Below are 21,114 nucleotides of genomic sequence, written 5' to 3' on the forward strand. Positions count from 1 at the left end.
GGTCTCGTTCCACCGTCTCGGTGGGTGCCCGGACGCGGTGCCCCCCGACACCGCAACGGGCGGTGGTGTCCCGCCCGGCGTGTGGCTCCGATTCGCGCCCCCGGCGGGGCGCGTCGACGTTCAGTTACCGTCCGTTCCCGGCGGCCGATCCGCCGTCGTCACCGTCCGCGTTCCGGACCGCGGTTACGGGCGGCCGTTGCCGTTCCCGCGGTCGTCGTCTTCATCGTCGTCGTCGTCATCCTCGTCGTCTTCATCGTCGTCGTCGTCATCCTCGTCGTCGGTGTCGTCGTCCTCGTCGTGGACGTCCTCGGGCGGACCCGCGTCGTCCGGCCGGCCGCGGTCGTCTTCCTCGTCCTCGTCGTCAGCGTCCTCGTCGTCAGCGTCCTCGTCGGACGGGCCGATGTCGTCCGGTCGGCCGCGATCCTCGGGAGCGCCGACGTCCTCGGGCGACTTCTCGCCGGAGGCGACGTCGTGGAGCGCCTCGCCGAGCGTCGTGTTCTTGTTCAGGTCACCGTCGAGGTAGGCGTTGATGACGGCGTGGATGTTCTCGACGCGCTCGTCGGCCTGCTCGGGCATCTCGCTCGGCGGGCCGCGCGTCTCGTTCTCCTCCTCGTCGTCCCCCTCGTCGGCGTAGGAGAACTCGCCCTCCTCGAGGGTCAGCGAGTCGTTCTCCACGCTGTAGACGAACTCGCCGGTGACGTTCTCGCCCGTCACCGTGACGGTGAACTCCGAGGCGTTCGTCTCGAAGGTGATCCGCCCGTCCGCGTCGGTCGTTCCGACGGGCTCCTCGTCGACGGCGACGTCGAGCCCCTCGACGCCCGAGCCGTTGGCGGTGACCTCGAACGTCACCGTGCCGTTGTCGTAGCTCGCGTCCGCGTCGTATTCGTCGAGGTCGGCGTCGGTCGCCGCGCTCGCGTTCGTTCCCCCCGTGCCGGCCGCGGCGGCCCCCGCACCGGCGCTCACCAGGAGCGCGGCGGCGGCGACCGTGAGCAGTTTTCGGACGTTCATCGCGGTTCCCCCGACCGGAGCCACCCCCATAAAACGGGGAAACGTCGAACCAGCGTTTCGGGTTCTGAAGCGCTCTGAAGCCGAATTAACTCCGATTAAGGAGGATTCGGATCGCTCGATTCGCTCCGTTCGTTCGGGACGCTCGGGACACTCGATGACGCCGGGAGCCGCGTCGTTCCGGACCCGCGGACTACGCCGCGAGTTCCTCGGCGACCGCGTCGGCCGCGAGGAGTTCGGGGTCGACGGCGAGGTCGACCTGGCCCTTCGCGAACTCCGGGAGCGAGTCGTCCGCGTAGACAACCGCGCGGGCGTCGGGGTTCAGTTCCTTGGCGACGGGGATGCTCGTCGCCTCGTCGACGTCGGTGAGGACGAACAGCGCGGCGTCCTCGATGCCGGCCGCCTCCAGGCGGTCGGCGGTGACGACGCCGTCGATTCGGGTGACGGCGACGTCCTGGGAGTCGAGGGCGTCCCCGAGGCCGTGCTCGTCGGGACCGGCGACGATGGCGGATGTCGTGGGCATGGGTCCTTGGAGCGTGTGAGCGGTGAAAAGGGGTCGTATTCGTGATTCGCGTTTGGGTCGGATTGGGTGTCGGTACGTGGGTTGTTTCGGTCGTCACTTCGACCGCCTCGAAAGCCCCCGTGGCGCTCGACTTCTGCGGTTGTTTGGTCATCGCTTCGACTACCTCGAAAGCCCCCGCGGCGCTCGACTCGGTGCGGCCGCTGCGCTCCTCGCGCTCGCTTCGCTCGCGCTGTCGTTCGAAAATCGAAGATTTTCGTGATGACGAGAGAGCGGAGCTCTCTCGAACCACGGTGCTTGTCGGTCCGCGCCGTCCCCGAGAGGAGCGGCCCCTTTCAGTCCCACCCAGCGGTTGGTCGGCCAAGCATCGCAGGCCCGACTACCGCTCGTGCCGCCGTGGGTAGTCCGAAGGGACGTTCGCCTGGTCAGTCGGTGAGCATGTCGGCAGCAGGGGTGGGGTCGGCGGTTGCTGGCGGTCGGCGCGCGTGACGCGAACCCCCTTATGGGGTGAGTCGACGCGCGCGAGGGGTGAGAAGCGCAGCGAGCCTGCGAGCGAGCATCGCAAGCGGTTGGGGAGGGCGAGGCCGTAATCACCGCCAGGGGTAGTGGTCTACTGCTGAACTACCGACGCAACGACGAACCCACTCACAGCCGACGCAACGACGAACCCCACTCACAGCAGACGCAACGACTAACTCCCGACCGAGAACCCAACCCCACGCTAATCCCACCGAACCCCATCACGCGCCTTTTTCAGCCGGCAGGAACACCCGAACCCGTGAACCGTCGCGCCGTCGCCGCCGGCCTGCTCGTCGCGCTCGCGCTCGCGGCGGCGTGGCTCTCCTCGCCCGACCTGCTGCTCTCGCGGCTCGCCTGGCTCACCGCGGACCCCCTCCGGTTCGCCGTCGCGCTCCTCCTGCTCGCGGCCGTCCGTCCGGTCCTCGCGTGGCCCACCTCCCTGCTCGCCGTGCTGGCCGGCTACGGCTACGGGCTCGCCGGAGCGCCGTTCGCGCTGCTGCTCATCACGCTCACCAGCGTCCCGCCGTACCTCCTCGCGCTCCGTGGCCGCGACGGCTGGGGCGAGGGACGCGCCTCGGTGCTGGCACGGCGGGCGGCCGAGGCCGGCGAACGCGCCGTCTCGGTGGCGGGCGGGTTCCGCTCGGTCGCCGCCTCCCGGCTCGTCCCGACGCCCTCCGACGCCGTCAGCGTCGCCGCCGGACTCGCCGGCGTCCGCCTCCGGCCGTTCCTCGCCGGCACGGCGGTCGGCGAGGTCCCCTGGGCCGTCGCCGGGACGGTCGCCGGTGCGTCCGCGGGACGGCTCGCGGCAGGCGGTGTGAGCGCGGTGTTCGACCCGCGGCTCGTCGTCGCCGCGGCGCTCGCGGGCCTGTTGCTGCTCGCGGGGCCGGCGTTCCGCCGTTACGCGTCCTCGCGGTCCTGACGCGCTGTTCCGTCCGGAGTCGAGTCCGCGTCGGCCGCACGCACCATCACGAGCGCATCGCCGTCGGGGTAGAACCCCGGCCGCTCGGCCGAGACGACGAAGCCGAGGCTCCGGTAGAGCGCGATCGCCGCCTCGTTCCCAGAGTCGACGAACAGCGTCACCGGACCGTCCGTCGCGGCGATCGCCCGGCTGAGGAGGCCCCGGGCGCGCCCCTCGCGCCGATGGTCCGGGTGGACGACCAGTTCGGCCAGGTGGACGCCGGCGGCGGTCGGCTCGCCGGTCGTGGCCGCCGCGGCCGACCCCGTCGGCCCATCGGGTCCGCCGCCTTCCCCGATCGACCCGGTTCCGACCGGCAGGAGGTAGCCCACCGGCACGTCCCCCCCGGCGGTGCTCACCAGCACTTGGCCGGTCATGAGCCCGTAGGCGAGGAGGCCGGGGCTCGGCTCCCGGAGGTGTCCCTGGAGCCCGCGGAGGAGGGGTTCGTCGGCCGGCGTCCCTTCCCGGATGTGGCCGCCGGGGGTCACACGAACGGGACGGCGAGCGCCACGCCGGCGAGGCCGCCGGCGAGCGTGGCGAGGAAGTTGACGGTCTGGTTCGTCAGCGACTCGCCCTCGACGGTCGCGCCGAGGACGCTGTCGACCGTCATGCCGACCACGCCAGCGAGGGTGACGACGACGAGCGCCGGGAGCGGGTCGCCCAGCGACATCAGCGACGCGGCGATGCCGCCGACGAGGGCCGCGCCCGCGAGCCCAGCCACCTCGCCCTGCCAGGTGATCGCGCCGTCGGTTCCCGGCTCGACGCGCTCGAAGGTCGTGACGAGCCGCGGGTCGTCGTACAGGCCGCCGAACTCCGAGGAGAGCGTGTCGGCCATGGCGGCCGCGACCGAGCCGGCGAAGGCGAACGCGAGCAGCGTCGGCGCGACGTCGGCCAGCGGGAGCGTCGGGTCGAGTAGCCGGTCGGCCGCGGCCGAGCCGACGACCGCGAACAGCGCGACGGCGGCGTTACCAAGCACGTTTCCGGTGCCGCGCGCGCCGTCGTTCTCCTCGGCGACGCCGCGGGCGCGCTTCTCCTCGTAGCGGTACTTCGTGGCGAGCGCGCCGACCGAGAAAAACGAGATGAGCACGGCGAACCAGCCGTAGCCGCCGAGCACGACCGAGAGCGCCGCGAGGAGGACGCCGGTGAGCATCCCCGGGACGGAGGCGGCATCGAGGGCGTAGGAGACCCAGCCGAGCGCGACGGCGAGCCCGAGCCCGACCGCGACGAGGCTCGCCGGCACGGTCCCGGTGAGCACGTGGAACAGCCAGAGGAGGAAGCCGACCGAGATCATCACGAGCGGGTCGTCGCGGCCGAAGAGGATCGAGCGCAGCAGGGCCGCGACGAGCGTGCCGACGGCCGCGAGGAAGGCGAACTCCGGAACGGCCCGGACGGCGAACTCGCCCGCGACGGCCGCGACGAACGCCTGGCCGGCGCTGCCCGCGAGCGTCCCGGCGGTCACGAACCCGACGACGAGGGCGAACTCGTCGGTCGTCCGCTCGCGGACGAGTTCCCGGCCGAGGTTCCCGAACGCGAGCGTGAGCACGGCGGCTGCGAAGACGGTGTCGGGCATCGGCGGGGCCGAGGGAAAGTCCACGGTCAGCACGCCGAGGCCGGCGGCCGCGAGCGCGAAGCCGGCGAGCCCGTTGAGCCGCCGGTCCTCGCGGTCGCCCGGCCGGGCGAACAGCTCGAAGAGGAAGCCGTCCTCGATGACGAAGACGGCGAGGACGGCGACGGCGGCGAAGGGCGCGGCGGCGGCCGGTCCGAGCACCGGGGCTGCGAGGACGAGCGTCCCGACGGCGGCGAACGCCCCGGCGCGCCGGAGTCGGTGAGTCACGTGGTGCGGTATCGCGGACGGCCACTTAACGGTCCCGACATGATACCCCCGGTACAGTCCCGCGCTGGGCCGTGCTTTCGGTGGTTCTCGTGCGGGCCTGTATTGCACCGACGACGCGGGAAGGCCGGGTGGACGGTGCACACGGGGAGCCGATGACCGACGCTGAATACGGGGAGACCTACCGGCTGGCGAGCGTGACCGCGAGCTTCGGAGGGCGAGCGGACGCGTGCGAGGGACGAGCGTCGCAGGCTCGCGAACGGAGCGAGCGAAGCGCACAGCGAGGCGCAGGAGCCGAACGATGCGGGGGCTTTCGGGGCGGTCGTCACGACTCCCGGGACAGTACTGAGTGCCCCATATCGACCGCCGATCGGCGCTCACCGGACGGAGCCCCGCGAACTCCCGCGACAGAATAGACTTTTCCCGAACCCGCAACCACACTGGACGTAGTGGGACTGTACGACCGGTACCTCGCGCTCCGCCACCGCCTCCACGACGAAGCCCCGCCGCGACACGTCGCGCTGGTCATCACCGAGCGCGACCTGCTCGAACAGGGTGCCTACGCGACGCTCGAGGACGTCCTCGGCTGGGCGTTCGAGTACGGCGCCGAGCGCGTCACCGTCTCCGTCTCGGTGCTCGACGAGGCGGTCGTGGACACGCTCGCCCGCGAACTCGCGGAGGTCGACTCGCCCCGGCGCGTCGCGGTCAGGACGCCCGAGGACACCGCCCGGGCCGACGCGCCGGTCCGGGTGAACATCGGCCTCGGCGGGAAGCGGGAGTTCGCCGCCGCTGTCCGGGAGATCGCCGAGGCCGTCGAGGCCGGGGACCTCTCGCCCGAGGACGTCGACGAGGCCGACATCGAGGAGCGACTGGTGTTCCCCGAGGAGCCCGACCTGGTGGTGAAGACGGGAGCGGAACGGCTCTCGGACTTCCTCATCTGGCAGTCGGTGTACTCGGAGCTCTATTTTACGGACGTGAACTGGCGCGACTTCCGGCTACGTGATTACCTGCGGGCGGTGCTGGACTACCAGAACCGGCAGCGACGGTTCGGGCGGTAGGTGGGAACAGCGCTGTTGGACACGTTCCGGCTCCCGACAGATGCGTCGTTGGCCCCGGTCGGAACGGCTCGAAAGCCCCCGGCCCCTTTCAGTCCCACCCCGTGGGACGGTCGGGTCGTCGCGGTGGCTCCCCACGCCTCCCCGGCGGGCGCGGCTCGCTCCCACGGGTCGCTCGCGATCGCGCCCGCCGCATCCCCCCGACCGTCAGCCGGGCGGCGTCACAGTGGACTACCCGCGGCGTGCGCACTCGGTAGTCAAGGTCGCGTCGCGTAGTTGGGAAACCGGCAGGGTGGGAACGGAAGGGGCCGCGGGGGCTTCCGAGACGTTCCGATTCCCCGCGAACGCTGAACGATCCAGTGCAGACGCAAACCGCGAGCCACGGAAACCGCAAGCGATAGCACGGCCACTACGAACGACGAGGGAGAAATGTCGTGGTTCGTCCTCGTCGTCGCCGGCCTGTTCGAGATCGCCTGGGCCATCGGCCTGGAGTACTCCGAGGGGCTCACAAAGCCGCTCCCGACCGCCGGAACCGCCCTCGCGCTCGTCGTCAGCATGGTGCTGCTCGCACAGGCCGTGCGGGACCTCCCCATCGGCACGGCCTACGCGGTCTGGACCGGCATCGGCGTGGTCGGGACCGCGACGCTCGGCATCGTGCTGTTCGACGAACCGGCGTCGCTCGCGCGCGTCTCGTTCATCATCGTCATCGTCGTCGGCGGCGTGGCGCTCCTCCTGTACCTCCTCCCGCCGCTCCTGCTCGTCGCCGGCGGCTACGCGTTCGTCCGCTCGGGCGGCATCGTAACCGCGATGGCCGTCAGCGGCGGGGCGAGCGTGGCGGCGGGGTACACACCGGTGATGATTCTCGGCGCGTTCCTCGTCACCACCTCCGCCAGCACGTCCGCCGGCATCAGGGTCGCCGCCTCCCCATCCGGTATCCTCGGCGTCGCGGCCGCGTTGGTGTACCCGCTGGTCTTCGGCGCGCTCGGCGGGATGCTGGCGAAGCGACGTCTCCAGACGGCTGATGAGACCGGAGCCACTCGGGAGTCCGCGTTCGACCGCCCCTGATCAGTCCGCCGTCTCGCCGCTCGACTCCAGGACCTCCTCCATCTCTGCCGCGTCGCCGCTCGGCAGCGTCTCGCGCAGCCGACCGGCGACCGCGCGGGCGGCCTCCGTCTCGGTCGCCGCGAGCGAGCGGACGAGCGCGACGGCGCGTTTCGTCCGGGCGCGCCGCCAGGACTCCTCGCGGGCCTCGTACGTCCGGATGCCACGCAGCAGGTCGACCTTGGAGAACTCCGGCCAGTACGGCGTACAGAAGAACACCGCAGCCTCGTTGCCGTTGGCGTGCCACGGCAGGAAGTTCGAGGTGCGCTCGTCGCCGCCGGTCCGGATGATGAGGTCGACGTCGCGAACCGGGCTGCGGTAGAGGCGCGACTCGACCTCCGCGACGTCGACGTCGCTCGCGGCGAGGGAGCCGTCGGCCACGTCCTCGGCGACCTCGTGGACCGCGCCGAGCAGTTCGTTCCGGCCGCCGTAGGCGAGCGCGATGTTGAGGGTGAAGCCCTCGTGGCCGACCGTCCGGGCCTCGGCGTAGTCCACCGCCTCGCGCACGCGCTCCGGGAGCATCCCGACGTCGCCGAGCGCGCGGACCCGCACCTCCTGCTCGTGGACGCGGTCGGCGTCGGCGAACTCCCGGAGTTTCCCCTCGAGCAGGTCGAAGAGGGGCTGGAGTTGCTCCTCCGGTCGCTCGAAGTTCTCCGTCGAGAACGCGTACAGGGTGAGCTCCTCGACGCCGAGTTCGGCACACCAGTCGAGCACGCGCTCGGTCGTGTCCGCGCCGGCCTGATAGCCCTCGGCGGTGTCCTCGCCCTGCTTGCGGGCGTACCGGCGGTTGCCGTCCTGGATGATGGCGACGTGTTTCGGCGCGCCGGAGATCTCGCGGCGGAGCAGCCCCTCGTACGCGCGCTCGAACGCGGTCCGGAGGCGGGCGGGGACGTTCACGCTGCCCTCACGTGATGCCCCGAAGGATATGTGTCTTTTGAGAACAGTCCGTGCGGTCGCCGCCCGTGGCCCGTCATCGGGCTAGCCAGGCAGCCGGGCGACCTTCGTTACGTCGCCGATAACACCCGCCCAACGTCCGCCCGCCGAGTCACTCGGTGCCGGCCGGGTCGGCGACCGATTCGACGACCTCGAGGTCGCCGGTGAGCTGACGGTGGACGTACGGCATGTCGATCCCTTCCGCGTCGAAGCGCTCCTTCACGGCCTGCACGTACGCCGAGCGCACGCCGACGAAGTCCGCGCGGTCCGGGTCCTCGATCCAGAAGCGCGACTGGAGGCCGACCGCCGAGTCGCCGAGTTCGGTCACGCGGACCGACGGCGCGGGGTCCTCGAGGACTCCCTCGGTGGCCTCGGCCTCCTCGATCAGGCAGTCGGTCGCGTGGTCGATGTCGTCGTCGTAGCCGATGCCGAAGACGAACGTCTGGCGGAGCGTGTCGGACGCGACCGGGTTCGTGACCGCGTTGTTCGCCAGTTCGCCGTTCGGCACGGTGATCCGCTCGTTGTCGAACGTCCGGATCCGCGAGACGCGGAGGTCGATGTCCTCGACCCGGCCCGCTGTGTCGTTCCACTCGATCCAGTCGCCCACCTCGAAGGGTCTGTCCTTGAGGATGAACACCCCGGCCACGAAGTTGCCGATGAGGTCCTGGGCGGCAAAGCCGACGGCGAGCGCGAGCGCGCCGCCGAGCGCGGCAAAGGCGGTCAGCGACGCGCCGGGGACGCCGACGCTGAACGCCACCGCGACCGCCGCGAACAGCACGAGTCCGCCCGCGACGCTGTCGGCGAGACCGAGCACGCCCTCGTCGAACCCGCGGGCCGACAGCGACCGTTTCACCAGCGGGACGAACGCGACCCTGCCGACGACGTAGACGACGACGAACGCGAGCACGAAGAACAGCGCCCGTCTGACGTACGCCTCGACGTTCGTGAACAGCGCCCCGGCGTCGAACCCCAGCTGCAGAACGAGCGTTTGCATCGGCCCCGGCTTCGCGCGGTCTTTTAAAGAAGCTGGCGGCGGCGCTGCCGGCGTCGACGGCGAGGGCGACGGTGGCAAGGGAAGCAGCGGCGGTGGAGTACGGCGGTGGAGACGGCGACGGTGACAGGCCGTTCCCAGTCGCTCACGGCGACAGCGGGCCGTCCCGCGAGGCCACGCCACGGAACCGCTCGCCGTGGACGTCCTCGCGGTCGAGCGCGCCGAAGAGTCGGCCGTGGAGCCAACCGAGGTCATCCCTCGGGCCGTCGCCACCCGTCGGGTCGGCGGCCTCCACGTCCCCGCGCCGGTGGCGATCCGGAAGGAAGCGGTCGTACACGGGGAGGCGTTCGTACAGCGGGACGCCGCCGGACTCGGCGATCTCCTCGAGTTCACGGAGCGCGGGCCACTCGTAGTCCGGGTTGATGTAGTCGTCCGTCACGGGCGAGACGCCGCCCAGGTCGTCGACGCCGCAGTCGAGCAGGTCGCGGACGGGCGCGAGGTTCGGGGGCGCTTGCACCGACACCGCCCCGGGCAGCGCGGCGCGGGCCATCGAAACGACGCGGCGCATCGTTTCGGTCGAGGGGGCGTCGTAGTCCGAACGCTCGTTCGGCACGACCGGCTGGACGATGACCTCCTGGACGTGGCCGTAGCGCTCGTGGAGCGCCCGAACGGCGAGCAGCGACTCGGCGCGGTCCCGCCACCCCTCGCCGATGCCGACGAGGATGCCGGTGGTGAACGGGACGCGCGCCTCGCCGGCCGCGCGGATGGTGGCGAGCCGCTGGCCGGGCGTCTTCCGGCGGGCGCCGGCGTGGGCGTCCACGTCGGCGGTCGTCTCCAGCATCACGCCCATCGAGACGTTCACGTCGCGGAGGCGCTCGAACTCCGCGCGGGTGAGGTCGCCCGGGTTCGAGTGCGGGAGCAGCCCCTCCTCCAGCGCGATCTCGCAGGCGCGGACGTGGTAGTCGACGATGGAGTCGTGGCCCCACTCCGCTAGCTGGTCGTGGATGGCCGCGTAGCGGTCGTCCGGTTTGTCGCCGAAGGTGAACAGCGCCTCGGTACAGCCGGCGTCCGCGCCGATGCGACACTGCTCGCGAACCTCCTCGGGGCTCATGAGGCTCGCCTCGCCGGGGACGTCGTAGTAGGTGCAGTAGGTGCAGGTGTACCGGCAGGCGGTGGTGAGCGGCAGGAAGACGTTCCGCGCGAACGTGAGCTCCGGGGCCGGGTCGACGTCTTCGGGCGTGACCGTGAGGAGGTCGTCGACCTCGTCGGAGTCGACCGTCACGTCGACGTCGTACCGTGCGGCGTCGGGGAACACGTTTCGGTGTGGCCGTCGGATCGTGAAAAAGGGACTCGGTCGCGGAGATGACGGGGACCGGAAGCCCGCCCGGCTCACGAGCACTCACCCGAGCGCCGCGGGGGCTTTCCAGGCGTGCGACACGACGGCAGACCAATCCACGAAATCGAGCGCCCGAGCCGCCTCCATCGAGAGAATCGGGCGACGTTCGAAACCCGACTCCACACAGTTTATCACCCGCTCGTCGCAACACTTGCCCATGAACTTCGATCTACCCGCCGAACACCGGATGATCCGGGACCAGGTTCGGGAGTTCTGCGAGGAGGAGATCGCCCCCATCGCCCAGGAGATCGAGGACGAGCACCGCTTCCCGGCCGAGGTGTTCGACCAGCTCGCCGACCTCGACATGCTCGGCGTCCCCATCGACGAGGCGTACGGCGGGCTCGGCGGCGACCAGCTCATGTACGCGCTCGTGACCGAGGAGCTCGGCCGCGTCTCGGGCGGCATCGGGCTCTCGTACGCCGCGCACGTCTCGCTCGCATCCAAGCCCATCGAGCTGTTCGGCACCGACGAGCAGAAGGAGCGCTGGCTTCGCCCGCTCGCCGAGGGCGAGTACCTCGGCTCGTGGGCGCTCACCGAACCCGGCTCGGGCTCGGACGCCTCGAACATGGAGACCACCGCCGAGAAGGAGGGCGACGAGTGGGTCATCGACGGCACCAAGCAGTTCATCACCAACGCGAACGTCGCCGGCTCCGTGCTCGTGAAGGCCGTCACCGACCCCGAGGCGGGCTACGACGGCATCTCGACGTTCATCGTGGACCCGGAGGCGGACGACGGGTTCGAGGTGACGACCGTGTGGGACAAGATGGGCCTCAACTGTTCGCCCACCTGCGAGATCCAGTTCGACGACGTCCGGCTGCCCGAGGACCGCCTGCTCGGCGAGGCGGGCGAGGGGTGGAAACAGACGATGAAGACGCTCGACGGCGGGCGCGTCTCCATCGCCGCGCTGTCGGTCGGGCTCGCGCAGGGGGCTTACGAGGCCGCCGAGTCCTACGCCGGCGAGCGCGAGCAGTTCGGCCAACCCATCTCGAAGTTCGACGCAATCCGCGACAAGCTGGTGGACATGCACCGCAAGACCGAGCGCGCCCGACTGTTGACCCACAAGTCCGCCAGCCTGTACGATCGGGGCGAGTCGGTCACCCGCGAGTCGGCGCTCGCCAAACTCGACGCCAGCGAGGCGGCCCGCGAGGTCGCCGAGGACGCCGTCCAGGTGCTGGGCGGCTACGGCTACACCACCGACTTCGCTCCCCAGCGATTCTACCGCGACGCGAAGCTGATGGAGATCGGCGAAGGCACGAGCGAGATCCAGCACGTGGTCATCGGCCGCGAACTCGGGCTCTGATCCGGGTCCCGTCGCCGGTCGACCGCTCGTCGTTCTCCCGTCCGTCGCCCGATCCGTCCCCGACGAGAACGTTATCAGCGGCGATACCGATGGGGGTAGCCTTTTCCCTCACCCGCGGTCCTGTCAGCCCGAACCGGGAATGGGAGTCGACATGGTCGCGTGGCTCGCCGCCGCATCCCTCCTCGCTGCGGTCGTCAGTCTCGCCGTCGTCCCGAGCGTTCACCGCGCGACGCGCGGCAGCCCCGGCTACGTCCGGACGCTGGCCACCGGCTCGCTCGTCGCCGCGGCCCTCTGGTCGGTCGCCCACTGCTTCGCGCTGACGGCCGACACCCTCGCCGCACAGGAGACGTGGGCCACCATCGGCATCGCGGTCGGCGCGCCGCTGGTCACCTGCTGGTTCGCGCTCGCCTACCGACTCTTCCGGCCCGAGGAGCGGCTCGGCCGCCGCGAGGTCGCGTTCCTCGCCGCCGAACCGCTGGTCACGGCGGTCGGCGTGCTGACCGGGACCGGCTGGTTCTTCGATGGCCGCCGGCTCCTCGGGCGGAGCGACGGGACCTTGCTCGTGCTGGAGCCGGGAGTCGGGCTCCACCTGCACACGCTCTACACCGCGGGGCTCGGGATCGCCGGGACGGCGCTGCTGGTCCGCAGCGCCGACCGGGGCGGGACCGGGACGCGGGGCCGCGTCGGCCTGCTGGTCGCCGGCGCGATCGTGCCGGGGCTCACCTGGAGCGTCTGGCTGCTGGGGCTGCCCGGCGCGCTGGCACCGGATTACACGCCCGTCGCGCTCGGCTTCTCGGCGGTCTGCATCCACGTCGCCACGAGACAGTACTGGCTGTTCGGTCCCCAGTCGGCCGCGCGAAACGCGGTGTTCGACGGGCTGCGGGACGCGGTCGTCGTGGTCGACGACCGGGGGACGCTCACCGACGCGAACCCGGCCGCGCGGGAGACGTTCGACGTGACCGACGCGGACCTGGGGCGGGACGCGGCGACCGTCCTCCCGAGCGACGTCCCGGTCGAACGGGACGGGGACGACGAGTTCGGCACCGTCAAACACCGTGTCGACGGGCGCTCCCGCTATCTGGAACCGCGCTGGCGGTCGCTCCCCTCGGCCGGCGGCGGGACGGTGATCTCCTTCCGGGACGTCACGGAACGGACGCAGGTCGAGCGCCGGTACCGCTCGTACGTCGAGCACAGCCACGACGTTGTGGTCGTCACGGACGCGGACGGCGTCCTCGAGTACGTCAGCCCGGCCATCGAACACGTCCTGGGGTACGAGCAGGACGCAGCCGCCGGGAAGTCGCTCACCGACTACATCCACCCCGACGACACGCAGGACGTCGCGGCGTCGCTCGCGGAGTCGCTCGACAGCCCCGGCGAGGGCGTCCGGGTGACGTTCCGCGCGCGCCACGCCGACGGCGGGTGGCGGACGCTGGAGGGCGTCGGCGTGAACGGCTTCGACGACCCCGACATCGGCGGGTTCCTCGTCACGCTCCGTGACACGACCACGAGGGACCGCTACGACCAGCGGCTGCGGGTGCTCACCCGGGTGCTCAGACACGACCTCCGGAACGAACTCAACGTGGTGATGGGCTACGCCAGTTCGCTCGCGGACGCCGACAGGGAGCCGGTGGCACACAAGGGGACCACCATCCGGCGCGCGGCAGAGCGGCTCGCGGACCTGGGCGAGCGCGTCCGCGGCGTCGACAGGACGCTCCGGGACGCCGACCACGGCGGTCGACCGCTGTACGTCGACGAGGTCGTCGAGGCCGTCGCGGACCTGGCCACCGACCGGCACCCCGCCGCGACGGTGACGACCGACTGCGAGGAGGGGGTCGCGGCCTACGCGGACGGGCTGCTCGCCACGGCGCTGTGGAACGTCGTCGAGAACGGCATCGTCCACAACGACGGGCCCTCGCCGACCGTCTCGGTCGCCGTCGACGCCGACGAACGCGCCGTCGAACTCGTCGTCCGCGACGACGGCCCCGGCATTCCCGCCGGCGAGCGCTCGGCAGTCGAAGCGGGCCACGAGACCCAGCTCGAACACGCGAGCGGGCTCGGGCTCTGGCTCGTCCGCTGGGTGCTCGACGGCGTCGACGGCGAGTTACGCTTCCCGGACACCGACGCCGGCGGCGCGGTGGTGTTGCGGCTCCGCGCGGCTGACCCGGCGGACGCCGACAGCGTCCGGATGCCGACGCCGGCCGAGTGGACGAAACCCGGCGCGCGCTCGCCGGCGGACGCTCCGATGGAGGGTCAGCGCGGCACCGACTGACCGACGAGCACCAGCGGCTCCCAGTCGCCCCGGTCGACGACGTCGGTCCCCGCGTCGAACGCACGTTCGTGGAGCGCCCGCAGCGCCGCGAGTTCGGCGTCGCCGCCGTCGATCGCGGCCCCGAACTCGGGCCACACCCGCGGCGGCACGAGCAGGTAGTGGACGTCGCCCTCGCGTGCGACGAGCGGGTCGTGCGAGAACGAGCGGCGGTACTCGAAGACGAGGTCGGTGACGCCGGGATACGTCGTCACGGACTCGTGGAGCCGGGCGGCGGCCGTTCGAACCGTCCCTCCGTCGAGGCCGCGTTCGGCGGCGACCGCGGGAACGTGTCTCGCCAGCACCGACGGCACCGTCGGGCCGTCCCCGACTCCTCCGTCGCCGTCATCGGCCCTCTCGGCGGCCTTACCGCCCTGGCTGTCCCCACAACGCTCCCCGTCCACGTCCGTCATGCCGGGTCGTTGCCGTCGCGCCGGCATGAAGCGTCCGGTGGGTCGAAGTACCCCGCCGGCAGACGGAAGGTATGAGCACGCGGGAGCGCCGGGGAGCCCCGGCCAGACTCGTCGTCGGCGAATGCATCGTCGACCTCCACCCGTCCGGGGCGGGGGGCGTCGGCGACGCGACGGCCTACACCCGTCGGGCCGGCGGTGCCCCGGCAAACGTCGCCGTGGGACTGGCACGCCTGGGCGCCACGCCGCTGTTCAGGACGCGACTCGGTGACGACGGCTTCGGTGCGTTCCTCGCGGACGCGCTCGCGACCGAGGGCGTTCCGGACGAACTCGTCGAACGCGACCCCGACGCGCCGACCGGCCTCGCGGTCGTCGGCCGCGACGACGCCGGCGACCGCTCGTTCTCGCTCTATCTCGAGGGAACGGCGAGCACGCGGTTCGAATCGGGCGTCCCAGCGAACTCGACGCTCGCGGGCGTCGACTGGGTCCACGTCGGCGGCGTCCTGCTGGCGTTCGAGCCGGCCCGTTCGGCGCTGTTCGACCTGCTCGACCGGGTCCCGCGGGACGCGACCGTCTCGGTCGACCCGAACGCCCGCCCGGGGCTCTGGACCGAGTTCGACTACGTCGACACGCTCGACCGGCTGCTGGGGGTCGCGGACGTCGTCGTCGCGTCGCCGGAGGACCTCCACCCCGCCGGTTTCGCCGGAGAGGGGCCGGAACTGGCGGCCGACGTCCTCGATGCCGGCCCGCACACGGCGCTCGTCACGCGTGGTGCCGAGGGGGCCTGCGGGTGCGCGACCGACGCCGCACCGTGGGGGCCCGCGGACGGTGAGCACGCAGGCTTCGCCGTCGACGTCGTCGACACGACCGGCGCGGGCGACGCGTTCACGGCGGGCGCGATCGAGGCGCTCTCGGGCGGTCGCTCGCTGGCCGAGACGCTCGCGTTCGCAAACGCCGTCGGCGCGGCGTCGACGACCGCGGAGGGCGCGATGGCCGCGCTGCCCGACCGCGACGCGGTCGACGCGATGCTGGCCGGGGACTGACGGGCGGCACCCGTCGACGGGCGACCGCCTCGCCACGTTCTTGCCGTCCGGGTCGGAACGGAACGCCATGCGCAGTCCCCACGAACGACGGACGCGGGCGGCGAGGGTCCGCCTCCGCGAGCGCGGCGACGACTGTCTGGTGCTGTTCCCGAGCACGAACCTCCTGTACCTCTCCGGGTTCGAGGAACAGCCGGGCGAGCGGCACCTGCTGCTGTTCGTTCCCGCGGCGGTGGACGGCGACGCCGACGCGGATGCCGCCGGGGCCGACGCGGCCGTCGCCGGGGCGGACGCGGACACCGCCGGGGTCGAAGCCGCCGACCTCGACGCGAGCGGCGCGACCCGCGACCCGGTCTTTCTCGTCCCCGAACTGTACGGCGAGCAGGTTCGCCGGGAGTCGTGGGTGCCCGACGTCCGGACGTGGGCCGACGACGAGGACCCGCGGGCGGCGGTCGCCGCGGTGCTCGCTGACCTCGGTGTGGATGACGGGCGCGTCCTCCTCGACGACACGATGCACGCCCGGTTCACGCTCGACCTCCGGGAAGCGCTCCCCGACGCCGAGTTCGGCCTGGCCTCCGAGGTGCTCTCGGAGCTCCGCGTCCGCAAGGACGACGCGGAACTCGACGCGATGGCCCGCGCGGGCGACGTCGCCGACGCCGTGATCGAGGACCTCAGGGCCCGCGACGGCGACGTGGTCGGCGACACCGAAGCCGAGTTGGCCGAGTACGTCGAGGACCGCCTCGCACACCACGGCGGGGCGGGCGTCTCCTTCGAGACCATCGTCGGCTCCGGGCCGAACGGTGCGATGCCACACCACGCCCACGGCGAGCGGGAGATCGGGGCCGGCGAGCCGGTCGTGCTCGACTTCGGGACGCGGGTCGACGGCTACCCCTCCGACCAGACCCGGACGCTCGTGTTCGGCGCCGACGAGGTGGAACCGAGCGCGACGGTCCGCGAGGTCCACGACGTCGTCCGCGAGGCACAGCGGGCGGGCGTCGACGCGGTCGAACCGGGCGTCACCGCGGGCGCGGTCGACGCGGCCGCCCGCGAGGTCATCGAGGACGCGGGCTACGGCGGGGAGTTCATCCACCGGACGGGCCACGGCGTCGGTCTCGACGTCCACGAGGAGCCGTACGTCGTCGCCGGCAGCGATCGGGAACTGGCCGAAGGGATGACCTTCAGCGTCGAACCCGGCGTCTACCTGCCCGACGAGTTCGGCGTGCGGATCGAGGACCTGGTGGTGGTGACCGAGGACGGGTGCGAACGGCTCAACCACACCGACCGCGGCTGGCGCCCCTGAGCCGACGCGGACGACTCCCGGCCGAGCGGTTTAGGCGAACCAAAACATATCAGTAATCAGAGTGTTTATTCGGGACGGGGACGTAGCTGAGCCATGGTCGCCCTCGAGTCGGTTCTGGTCGTCGCTGTCGCCGGGTTGGTGACGGCGCTGGCGACCGGACTCGGCGCCCTCCCGTTCTTCGTCGTCGAGGACCTCTCCGACAGGTGGAACGTCGCGCTGTGGGGGCTCGCCTCGGGGATCATGGTCGCGGCCTCCGTGTTCGGCCTCGTGTTCGAGGGGCTGGCGGAGGGGACGCCGTTCCGCGTCGGCGTCGGTGCCGTCGCGGGGGTCGCGCTCGTCGCGGTTGCCCGCGACGTGGTGATGGACGCCGACATCGACCCGAAGGAGTACGAGGAGGCGGACTTCAGGAAACTGGTGCTCATCCTCGGCGTGCTCACGGTCCACTCGTTCCCCGAGGGCGTCGCGGTCGGCGTCTCGTTCGCGGACCTGGGCCTGGACGGAGGGTTGCAGGTGCTGGGGCTCTCGGTGCCGCTGCTCGCGGTGGTCATGACGCTCGCCATCTCGATCCACAACGTCCCGGAGGGCGTCGCCGTGTCGATTCCGCTCCGGTCGATCGGGATCTCCCCGCCGCGGATGGTCTGGTGGGCCGTGTTCTCCAGCCTCCCGCAGCCGATCGGCGCGGTCATCGCGTTCGCGTTCGTCAGATACGCGCGAGCGTTCCTGCCGGCGGGCTTCGGCTTCGCCGCGGGCGCGATGGTGTACCTCGTGCTCTCGGAGTTCGTGCCGGAGGCGCTCGAGACCGGCGCGGACCTCCCGAGCGGCGGGAAGCGGGAACTGACCGCGGGCATCGTCGTCGGCGTCCTGGCCATGGTTCCGCTGCTGTGGATCTAGCGTAGGGCCGTGGCACCAGCACCCCTGTGTGAGAAAACGCTTCGTGGTTCAACTGCGGCCTGCACCAGCGTCAGTGCCGCGAGCGAGGGAGGCGAGACGAAGCCGCGCCGACTGCTGCTCGCGGCGTTTTGGCATGAACGGGTTTTGCGGGGGTTCGACGAGCGCGGGCCGGCGGAGCCGGCCCGCGTGAGGAGGACCCCCGTCAAAAGAGGTTCAGTGCGAGTGACCCATCGCGTCCTGGAGGCTCTGCCCGAAGCGCTCCTCGAACAGTTCCTCGGCCTTCGCGTTGATCTCCTCGACGTCGGCGGGCGTCTCGCCCTGCGAGTGGTGCGCGAGCGCGTGGGCCTGCTGTGCGAACGCCTGCAACACGACGTCGCTGATGACGCGGCTCGGCTCCTCGCCCTGTTCGGCCATCATGTCGACGAGCCCCGCGGGCAGGTCGACGGTGTCGGTGTCGCCGTCCGGTCCCTCGACGGTGTAGGTTTCCGAATCAACCATGGCTCGTTGCTGGCGTGCCGGACCTAAAGGTCCGTGGGTATCGTGCGTCGATTCTGCTGGGTTGAGTTGGTTCGACACCCGACCGGACGTCTCGGAAGCCCCCGCGGCGCTGCGGTCGCGCGCCTCGTTGCGCTTCTCGCACTCGCTCGCTTCGCTCGGTCGCGCTGCGGTGCGTACGTCGTCGGGCTTCCCGCAGCGCCACGGCCCCTTCCAGTCCCGCCCGTGGCCGGTCGTGCCCGTCGTCGCGGGCGAATGGCTGGTGAGCACGAGCCGTGGGAAGTCAGTAGCCGTCGCGGGCGAAAGTCTGGTGGGTGCGAACCATCGGAAGTCGGCAGTCGTCGCGGTCGGAGGACGGTCGTAACGAAGTCGAGAGGCCGGTCAGTCGTCGGCAGCGGCCGTTTCGCCCGCCTTCGCCTCGGCGCGTTCCAGTTCCTCGAGGTAGCCGTCGGCGTCGATTGCGGCCTCACAGCCCATGCCGGCGGCGGTGACCGCCTGCTGGTAGTGGAAGTCGACGACGTCGCCCGCGCCGAAGATGCCCTCGACGTCGGTCCGGGTCTGCCCGGCCCCCGTCCCGCCGACGGTCTTGATGTACCCCTCGGCGTCCAGTTCGACGCCCGTGTCCGCGAGGTAGTCGGTGTTGGGCGTGTGGCCGATTGCGTAAAAGGCCGCGCCGACCTCGAACTCCCACTCCTCCGTCTCGGGGTCGTCGAGGCGGTCGGTCGGGTAGCCCTCCGGGTGGCGGACGAGCGTGGCGGACTCGACGCCCTCCTCGCGGGTGCCATGGAGTTCCGTGACCTCCGTGTTCAGCATGAGTTCGACGTCGCCGTCCTCGACGTGCTCCATCAGGCGGTCGATCCAGTAGTCCTCCGCGCGGAACTCGTCGCGCCGGTGGGCCAGGTAGACGGTGTCGGCGAACTTCGTGAGGAAGACGGCCTCCTCGCAGGCCGCGTCGCCGCCGCCGACGACGAGCATGTCCTCGCCGCGGAAGAAGGCACCGTCGCAGGTCGCACACGTCGAGAGCCCGTAGCCCATCAGCTCGTCCTCGCCCGGAATCCCGAGCGTCCGTGCCGAGGCCCCGGAGGCGGCGATGACCGCGTCCGCCGTGTACACGTCACCGTTCGTCAGCTCGACCCTGAACGGGTGCGAGGAGTCGTCGACCGACGCCACGACGCCGTTCTTCACCTCGGCGCCGAAGCGCTTCGCCTGCTCCTTGGTCCGGTTGATGAACTCCGCGCCGTTGACGCCCTCGGGGAAGCCGGGGAAGTTCTCAACCTCGGAGGTGAGCGTGAGCTGTCCGCCCGGCTCGTCGCCCTCGAAGACGAGGGGCTCGTTGTTCGACCGCGCGGCGTAGATGGCCGCCGTGAGGCCCGCGGAGCCGGTTCCCGCGACGATCAGCTTCCTGTGTTCGACGATGTCGGCCGCATCACTCATTGCTCACGGGTACTCGCCTGGCCGGTTTGTAGGTTGTGCTGTCCGGCGCGCGACCCGCATGCCCGTCACCGTCTCACACGCCGATTCGCCCTCCGCCCGCCGCCGAGCCGTTCACCCCGCACGCCGCGAGAATCCGAACTCCCCACGGCCGTACGAGCGGGTGTCGGCAAACGACGGTCGAACGACCGTCCGCCCCGCGACGCTCGGCACGACCGGCCACGGGTGGGACTGGAAGGGGCCGCCTCGCTCGGCGAACCCCGGACCCGGTGAGGCGGGGGCTTCCGCGGTCGTCGCGGTGGCGGTAGTGGTGAGGTGCCGGGTAGCTGAAACAGCAAATGCACGAGACACGGATGAGAGCCGAAGCACTCACCACCCTCCCGATACCACACACGAACCAGAAACCGATGCCGGCCGAACTCGACGAGAAGACGACCCGATACGGCGATATGCTCGCCGACGCGCTCGCCGAGGCCGAGGTGTGCGTCCCGGAGGGGACGCCGCTCCACGAGGCGGCGGTCGAGTGCCGGGAGATGGCCCTGTCGTACCTCGAGGACGGCCGGCACTTCCGGGCGGCCGACGACCCGGTGAATGCGCTCGCCGCCTACTCGTACGGCTACGGCTGGCTGGACTGTGGCGTCCGGCTGGGATTGTTTTCGGTCCCCGAGGACACTGAACTGTTCACCACCTGACCGCCACCGGACCTTTCCTCCCCTGTCCCGTAACGCCGACCATGGCGACCCTGCACTTCGACGAGATCCTCGTCCCGACGGACGCGAGCGAGACCGCCGACGCGGCGCTGGACGCCGCGCTCTCGCTGGCCTCGCGGACCGGCGCGCGCGTCCACCTGCTCTCGGTGGTGAACCCCTACGTGCTCTCGAAGGTGACCGACGTCGGCGAGAGCCGGTCGGAGGTCGAGTCGATCGTCGCCGAGGCCGCCGAGCGCGCCCGGGATGCCGGCGTCGGCGTCGAAACCGCCGTCGCCGAGGGGGCCCCCCACGAGGAGGTCGGGGCGTACGTCGACGAGCACGGCATCGACGTCGTCGTGATGGGTACCCACGGCCGATCCGGCGTCGGGCGGGCGCTCATGGGCAGCGTCACCGAGAAGGTCGTGCGGACGGTCGACGTGCCGGTGCTCACGATCCACGAACCGATCCCCTCGTTCGAGCCGAGTCGGATGCTGCTCCCGACCGACGGGAGCGACCCGGCCACGGCGGCAGAGCGCGTCGCGCTGTCGCTGGCCGACGAGTACGACGCGACCTTGGAGGCGCTGAGCGTCGTCGACAGCCTCCAGCTCGCGGCCGCCTCGGACCCCGCCGCCGGCGGCGAGGGCATGGCTCAGGTGACCGACCTGCTGAAAGAACAGGCCGAAACCGCGGTCCAGAACGTGGCGGCCGACGGGACGTCCGCCGGCGTCAGCGTCGAGACGACCGTCGGGGAGGGCCGCCCGCACGAGCGCATCCTCGCCGCCGCCGAGGAGCACGACGCCGACGTCATCGTCGTCGGCACGCACGGACGGAGCGGCGTCCAGCGGTTCGTCCTGGGCAGCGTCGCCGAGAAGGTGCTGCGACTCGCGGATCGACCCGTGCTCGTCGTTCCGGCAGCGAACTCGGACGGGACCGCGGCGTGACGTCCT

20 protein-coding genes are annotated in these 21,114 nt (G+C 71.5%); 10 read left to right on the plus strand and 10 right to left on the minus strand.

Annotated features, from left to right (window positions below; genetic code table 11):
• Positions 1-183 precede the first annotated feature (183 nt).
• The gene (locus RJT50_RS04830; protein ID WP_313694594.1) at positions 184-1,008 is read right to left on the minus strand and encodes a hypothetical protein; all 825 of its coding nucleotides are present in this window, start codon (positions 1,006-1,008) and stop codon (positions 184-186) included.
• A gap of 190 nt (positions 1,009-1,198) precedes the next feature.
• A complete protein-coding gene (locus RJT50_RS04835) occupies positions 1,199-1,528 on the minus strand; it encodes a DUF7126 family protein (protein WP_313694597.1) in 330 nt (109 codons plus the stop codon).
• 775 nt (positions 1,529-2,303) lie between these two features.
• On the opposite strand from RJT50_RS04835, the gene RJT50_RS04840 reads away from it, so the two are divergent.
• Complete coding sequence (locus RJT50_RS04840) at positions 2,304-2,963, plus strand: TVP38/TMEM64 family protein (RefSeq protein ID WP_313694600.1); 660 nt, start codon at positions 2,304-2,306, stop codon at positions 2,961-2,963.
• Here the strand turns inward: RJT50_RS04840 and RJT50_RS04845 are convergent.
• Both RJT50_RS04845 and RJT50_RS04850 read right to left on the minus strand, forming a co-directional pair.
• A complete protein-coding gene (locus tag RJT50_RS04845; RefSeq protein ID WP_313694602.1) occupies positions 2,942-3,487 on the minus strand; it encodes a GNAT family N-acetyltransferase in 546 nt (181 codons plus the stop codon). The two genes, RJT50_RS04840 and RJT50_RS04845, sit on opposite strands and share 22 nt — an antisense overlap.
• Complete coding sequence (locus tag RJT50_RS04850) at positions 3,484-4,833, minus strand: DUF92 domain-containing protein (RefSeq protein WP_313694604.1); 1,350 nt, start codon at positions 4,831-4,833, stop codon at positions 3,484-3,486. The genes RJT50_RS04845 and RJT50_RS04850 overlap by 4 nt, the downstream gene beginning before the upstream one ends.
• Before the next feature lie 446 nt (positions 4,834-5,279).
• On the opposite strand from RJT50_RS04850, the gene RJT50_RS04855 reads away from it, so the two are divergent.
• On the plus strand, positions 5,280-5,888 hold the full coding sequence (locus RJT50_RS04855; protein WP_313694605.1) for an undecaprenyl diphosphate synthase family protein: 609 nt from the start codon (positions 5,280-5,282) through the stop codon (positions 5,886-5,888).
• Positions 5,889-6,314: 426 nt separating this feature from the next.
• Positions 6,315-6,950 (plus strand): DMT family transporter, encoded by a 636-nt coding sequence (locus RJT50_RS18745; RefSeq protein ID WP_484494638.1) that lies wholly within the window; start codon positions 6,315-6,317, stop codon positions 6,948-6,950.
• Here RJT50_RS18745 and uppS read toward each other — a convergent pair whose 3' ends face one another.
• The 3 genes from uppS to cofG all read right to left on the minus strand — a co-directional run bounded on the left by uppS (position 6,951) and on the right by cofG (position 10,225).
• Positions 6,951-7,883 (minus strand): polyprenyl diphosphate synthase, encoded by a 933-nt coding sequence (gene uppS, locus RJT50_RS04865; RefSeq protein WP_313694607.1) that lies wholly within the window; start codon positions 7,881-7,883, stop codon positions 6,951-6,953.
• Positions 7,884-8,031: 148 nt separating this feature from the next.
• Positions 8,032-8,913: a mechanosensitive ion channel family protein gene (locus RJT50_RS04870; protein ID WP_313694608.1), complete on the minus strand. Its 882-nt coding sequence runs from the start codon at positions 8,911-8,913 to the stop codon at positions 8,032-8,034.
• Positions 8,914-9,055: 142 nt separating this feature from the next.
• Positions 9,056-10,225 carry a 7,8-didemethyl-8-hydroxy-5-deazariboflavin synthase subunit CofG gene (gene cofG / locus RJT50_RS04875; RefSeq protein ID WP_313694609.1) on the minus strand — a complete coding sequence of 390 codons (1,170 nt, stop codon included), beginning with the start codon at positions 10,223-10,225 and terminating at the stop codon, positions 9,056-9,058.
• A gap of 238 nt (positions 10,226-10,463) precedes the next feature.
• Here cofG and RJT50_RS04880 point away from each other — a divergent pair, with 238 nt between their 5' ends.
• Both RJT50_RS04880 and RJT50_RS04885 read left to right on the plus strand, forming a co-directional pair.
• Entirely contained in the window at positions 10,464-11,606 is a 1,143-nt protein-coding gene (locus RJT50_RS04880) for an acyl-CoA dehydrogenase family protein (RefSeq protein ID WP_313694611.1), read from the plus strand.
• Positions 11,607-11,757: 151 nt separating this feature from the next.
• Complete coding sequence (locus RJT50_RS04885) at positions 11,758-13,875, plus strand: PAS domain S-box protein (RefSeq protein WP_313694613.1); 2,118 nt, start codon at positions 11,758-11,760, stop codon at positions 13,873-13,875.
• On the opposite strand, the gene RJT50_RS04890 is transcribed toward RJT50_RS04885, so the two are convergent.
• Positions 13,857-14,324, minus strand: coding sequence for a DUF8048 family protein (locus RJT50_RS04890; protein ID WP_313694616.1), 468 nt, complete (start codon positions 14,322-14,324; stop codon positions 13,857-13,859). The two genes, RJT50_RS04885 and RJT50_RS04890, sit on opposite strands and share 19 nt — an antisense overlap.
• Positions 14,325-14,395: 71 nt before the next feature.
• Here RJT50_RS04890 and RJT50_RS04895 point away from each other — a divergent pair, with 71 nt between their 5' ends.
• From RJT50_RS04895 to RJT50_RS04905, 3 genes are all read left to right on the plus strand, one after another.
• On the plus strand, positions 14,396-15,364 hold the full coding sequence (locus tag RJT50_RS04895; RefSeq protein WP_313694618.1) for a carbohydrate kinase family protein: 969 nt from the start codon (positions 14,396-14,398) through the stop codon (positions 15,362-15,364).
• Positions 15,365-15,431: 67 nt separating this feature from the next.
• Positions 15,432-16,661 carry an aminopeptidase P family protein gene (locus tag RJT50_RS04900; RefSeq protein ID WP_313694621.1) on the plus strand — a complete coding sequence of 410 codons (1,230 nt, stop codon included), beginning with the start codon at positions 15,432-15,434 and terminating at the stop codon, positions 16,659-16,661.
• 93 nt (positions 16,662-16,754) lie between these two features.
• Positions 16,755-17,552 carry a ZIP family metal transporter gene (locus RJT50_RS04905; RefSeq protein WP_313694624.1) on the plus strand — a complete coding sequence of 266 codons (798 nt, stop codon included), beginning with the start codon at positions 16,755-16,757 and terminating at the stop codon, positions 17,550-17,552.
• A 213-nt stretch (positions 17,553-17,765) separates the two neighbouring features.
• On the opposite strand, the gene RJT50_RS04910 is transcribed toward RJT50_RS04905, so the two are convergent.
• Both RJT50_RS04910 and RJT50_RS04915 read right to left on the minus strand, forming a co-directional pair.
• Positions 17,766-18,050: a DUF7545 family protein gene (locus RJT50_RS04910; RefSeq protein ID WP_313694627.1), complete on the minus strand. Its 285-nt coding sequence runs from the start codon at positions 18,048-18,050 to the stop codon at positions 17,766-17,768.
• A 378-nt stretch (positions 18,051-18,428) separates the two neighbouring features.
• A complete protein-coding gene (locus RJT50_RS04915) occupies positions 18,429-19,481 on the minus strand; it encodes an NAD(P)/FAD-dependent oxidoreductase (protein WP_313694629.1) in 1,053 nt (350 codons plus the stop codon).
• A gap of 404 nt (positions 19,482-19,885) precedes the next feature.
• Here RJT50_RS04915 and RJT50_RS04920 point away from each other — a divergent pair, with 404 nt between their 5' ends.
• The gene (locus RJT50_RS04920) at positions 19,886-20,170 is read left to right on the plus strand and encodes a DUF357 domain-containing protein (RefSeq protein WP_313695927.1); all 285 of its coding nucleotides are present in this window, start codon (positions 19,886-19,888) and stop codon (positions 20,168-20,170) included.
• 41 nt (positions 20,171-20,211) lie between these two features.
• Positions 20,212-21,108 (plus strand): universal stress protein, encoded by an 897-nt coding sequence (locus RJT50_RS04925; protein ID WP_313694631.1) that lies wholly within the window; start codon positions 20,212-20,214, stop codon positions 21,106-21,108.
• The last annotated feature ends 6 nt before the right edge of the window (positions 21,109-21,114 follow it).

The organism is Halobaculum sp. XH14 (assembly GCF_032116555.1).
GTDB lineage: Archaea > Halobacteriota > Halobacteria > Halobacteriales > Haloferacaceae > Halorarum > Halorarum halobium.

Coding starts and splice junctions, on each gene's coding strand:
- RJT50_RS04900 (WP_313694621.1), top strand. CDS start 15,432: ATGCGCAGTCCCCACGAACGACGGACGCGGGCGGCGAGGGTCCGCCTC.
- RJT50_RS04880 (WP_313694611.1), top strand. CDS start 10,464: ATGAACTTCGATCTACCCGCCGAACACCGGATGATCCGGGACCAGGTT.
- RJT50_RS04885 (WP_313694613.1), top strand. CDS start 11,758: ATGGTCGCGTGGCTCGCCGCCGCATCCCTCCTCGCTGCGGTCGTCAGT.
- RJT50_RS04925 (WP_313694631.1), top strand. CDS start 20,212: ATGGCGACCCTGCACTTCGACGAGATCCTCGTCCCGACGGACGCGAGC.
- RJT50_RS04870 (WP_313694608.1), bottom strand. CDS start 8,913: ATGCAAACGCTCGTTCTGCAGCTGGGGTTCGACGCCGGGGCGCTGTTC.
- RJT50_RS04835 (WP_313694597.1), bottom strand. CDS start 1,528: ATGCCCACGACATCCGCCATCGTCGCCGGTCCCGACGAGCACGGCCTC.
- RJT50_RS04915 (WP_313694629.1), bottom strand. CDS start 19,481: ATGAGTGATGCGGCCGACATCGTCGAACACAGGAAGCTGATCGTCGCG.
- RJT50_RS04910 (WP_313694627.1), bottom strand. CDS start 18,050: ATGGTTGATTCGGAAACCTACACCGTCGAGGGACCGGACGGCGACACC.
- RJT50_RS04920 (WP_313695927.1), top strand. CDS start 19,886: ATGCCGGCCGAACTCGACGAGAAGACGACCCGATACGGCGATATGCTC.
- RJT50_RS04895 (WP_313694618.1), top strand. CDS start 14,396: ATGAGCACGCGGGAGCGCCGGGGAGCCCCGGCCAGACTCGTCGTCGGC.
- RJT50_RS04830 (WP_313694594.1), bottom strand. CDS start 1,008: ATGAACGTCCGAAAACTGCTCACGGTCGCCGCCGCCGCGCTCCTGGTG.
- RJT50_RS18745 (WP_484494638.1), top strand. CDS start 6,315: ATGTCGTGGTTCGTCCTCGTCGTCGCCGGCCTGTTCGAGATCGCCTGG.
- RJT50_RS04905 (WP_313694624.1), top strand. CDS start 16,755: ATGGTCGCCCTCGAGTCGGTTCTGGTCGTCGCTGTCGCCGGGTTGGTG.
- RJT50_RS04890 (WP_313694616.1), bottom strand. CDS start 14,324: ATGACGGACGTGGACGGGGAGCGTTGTGGGGACAGCCAGGGCGGTAAG.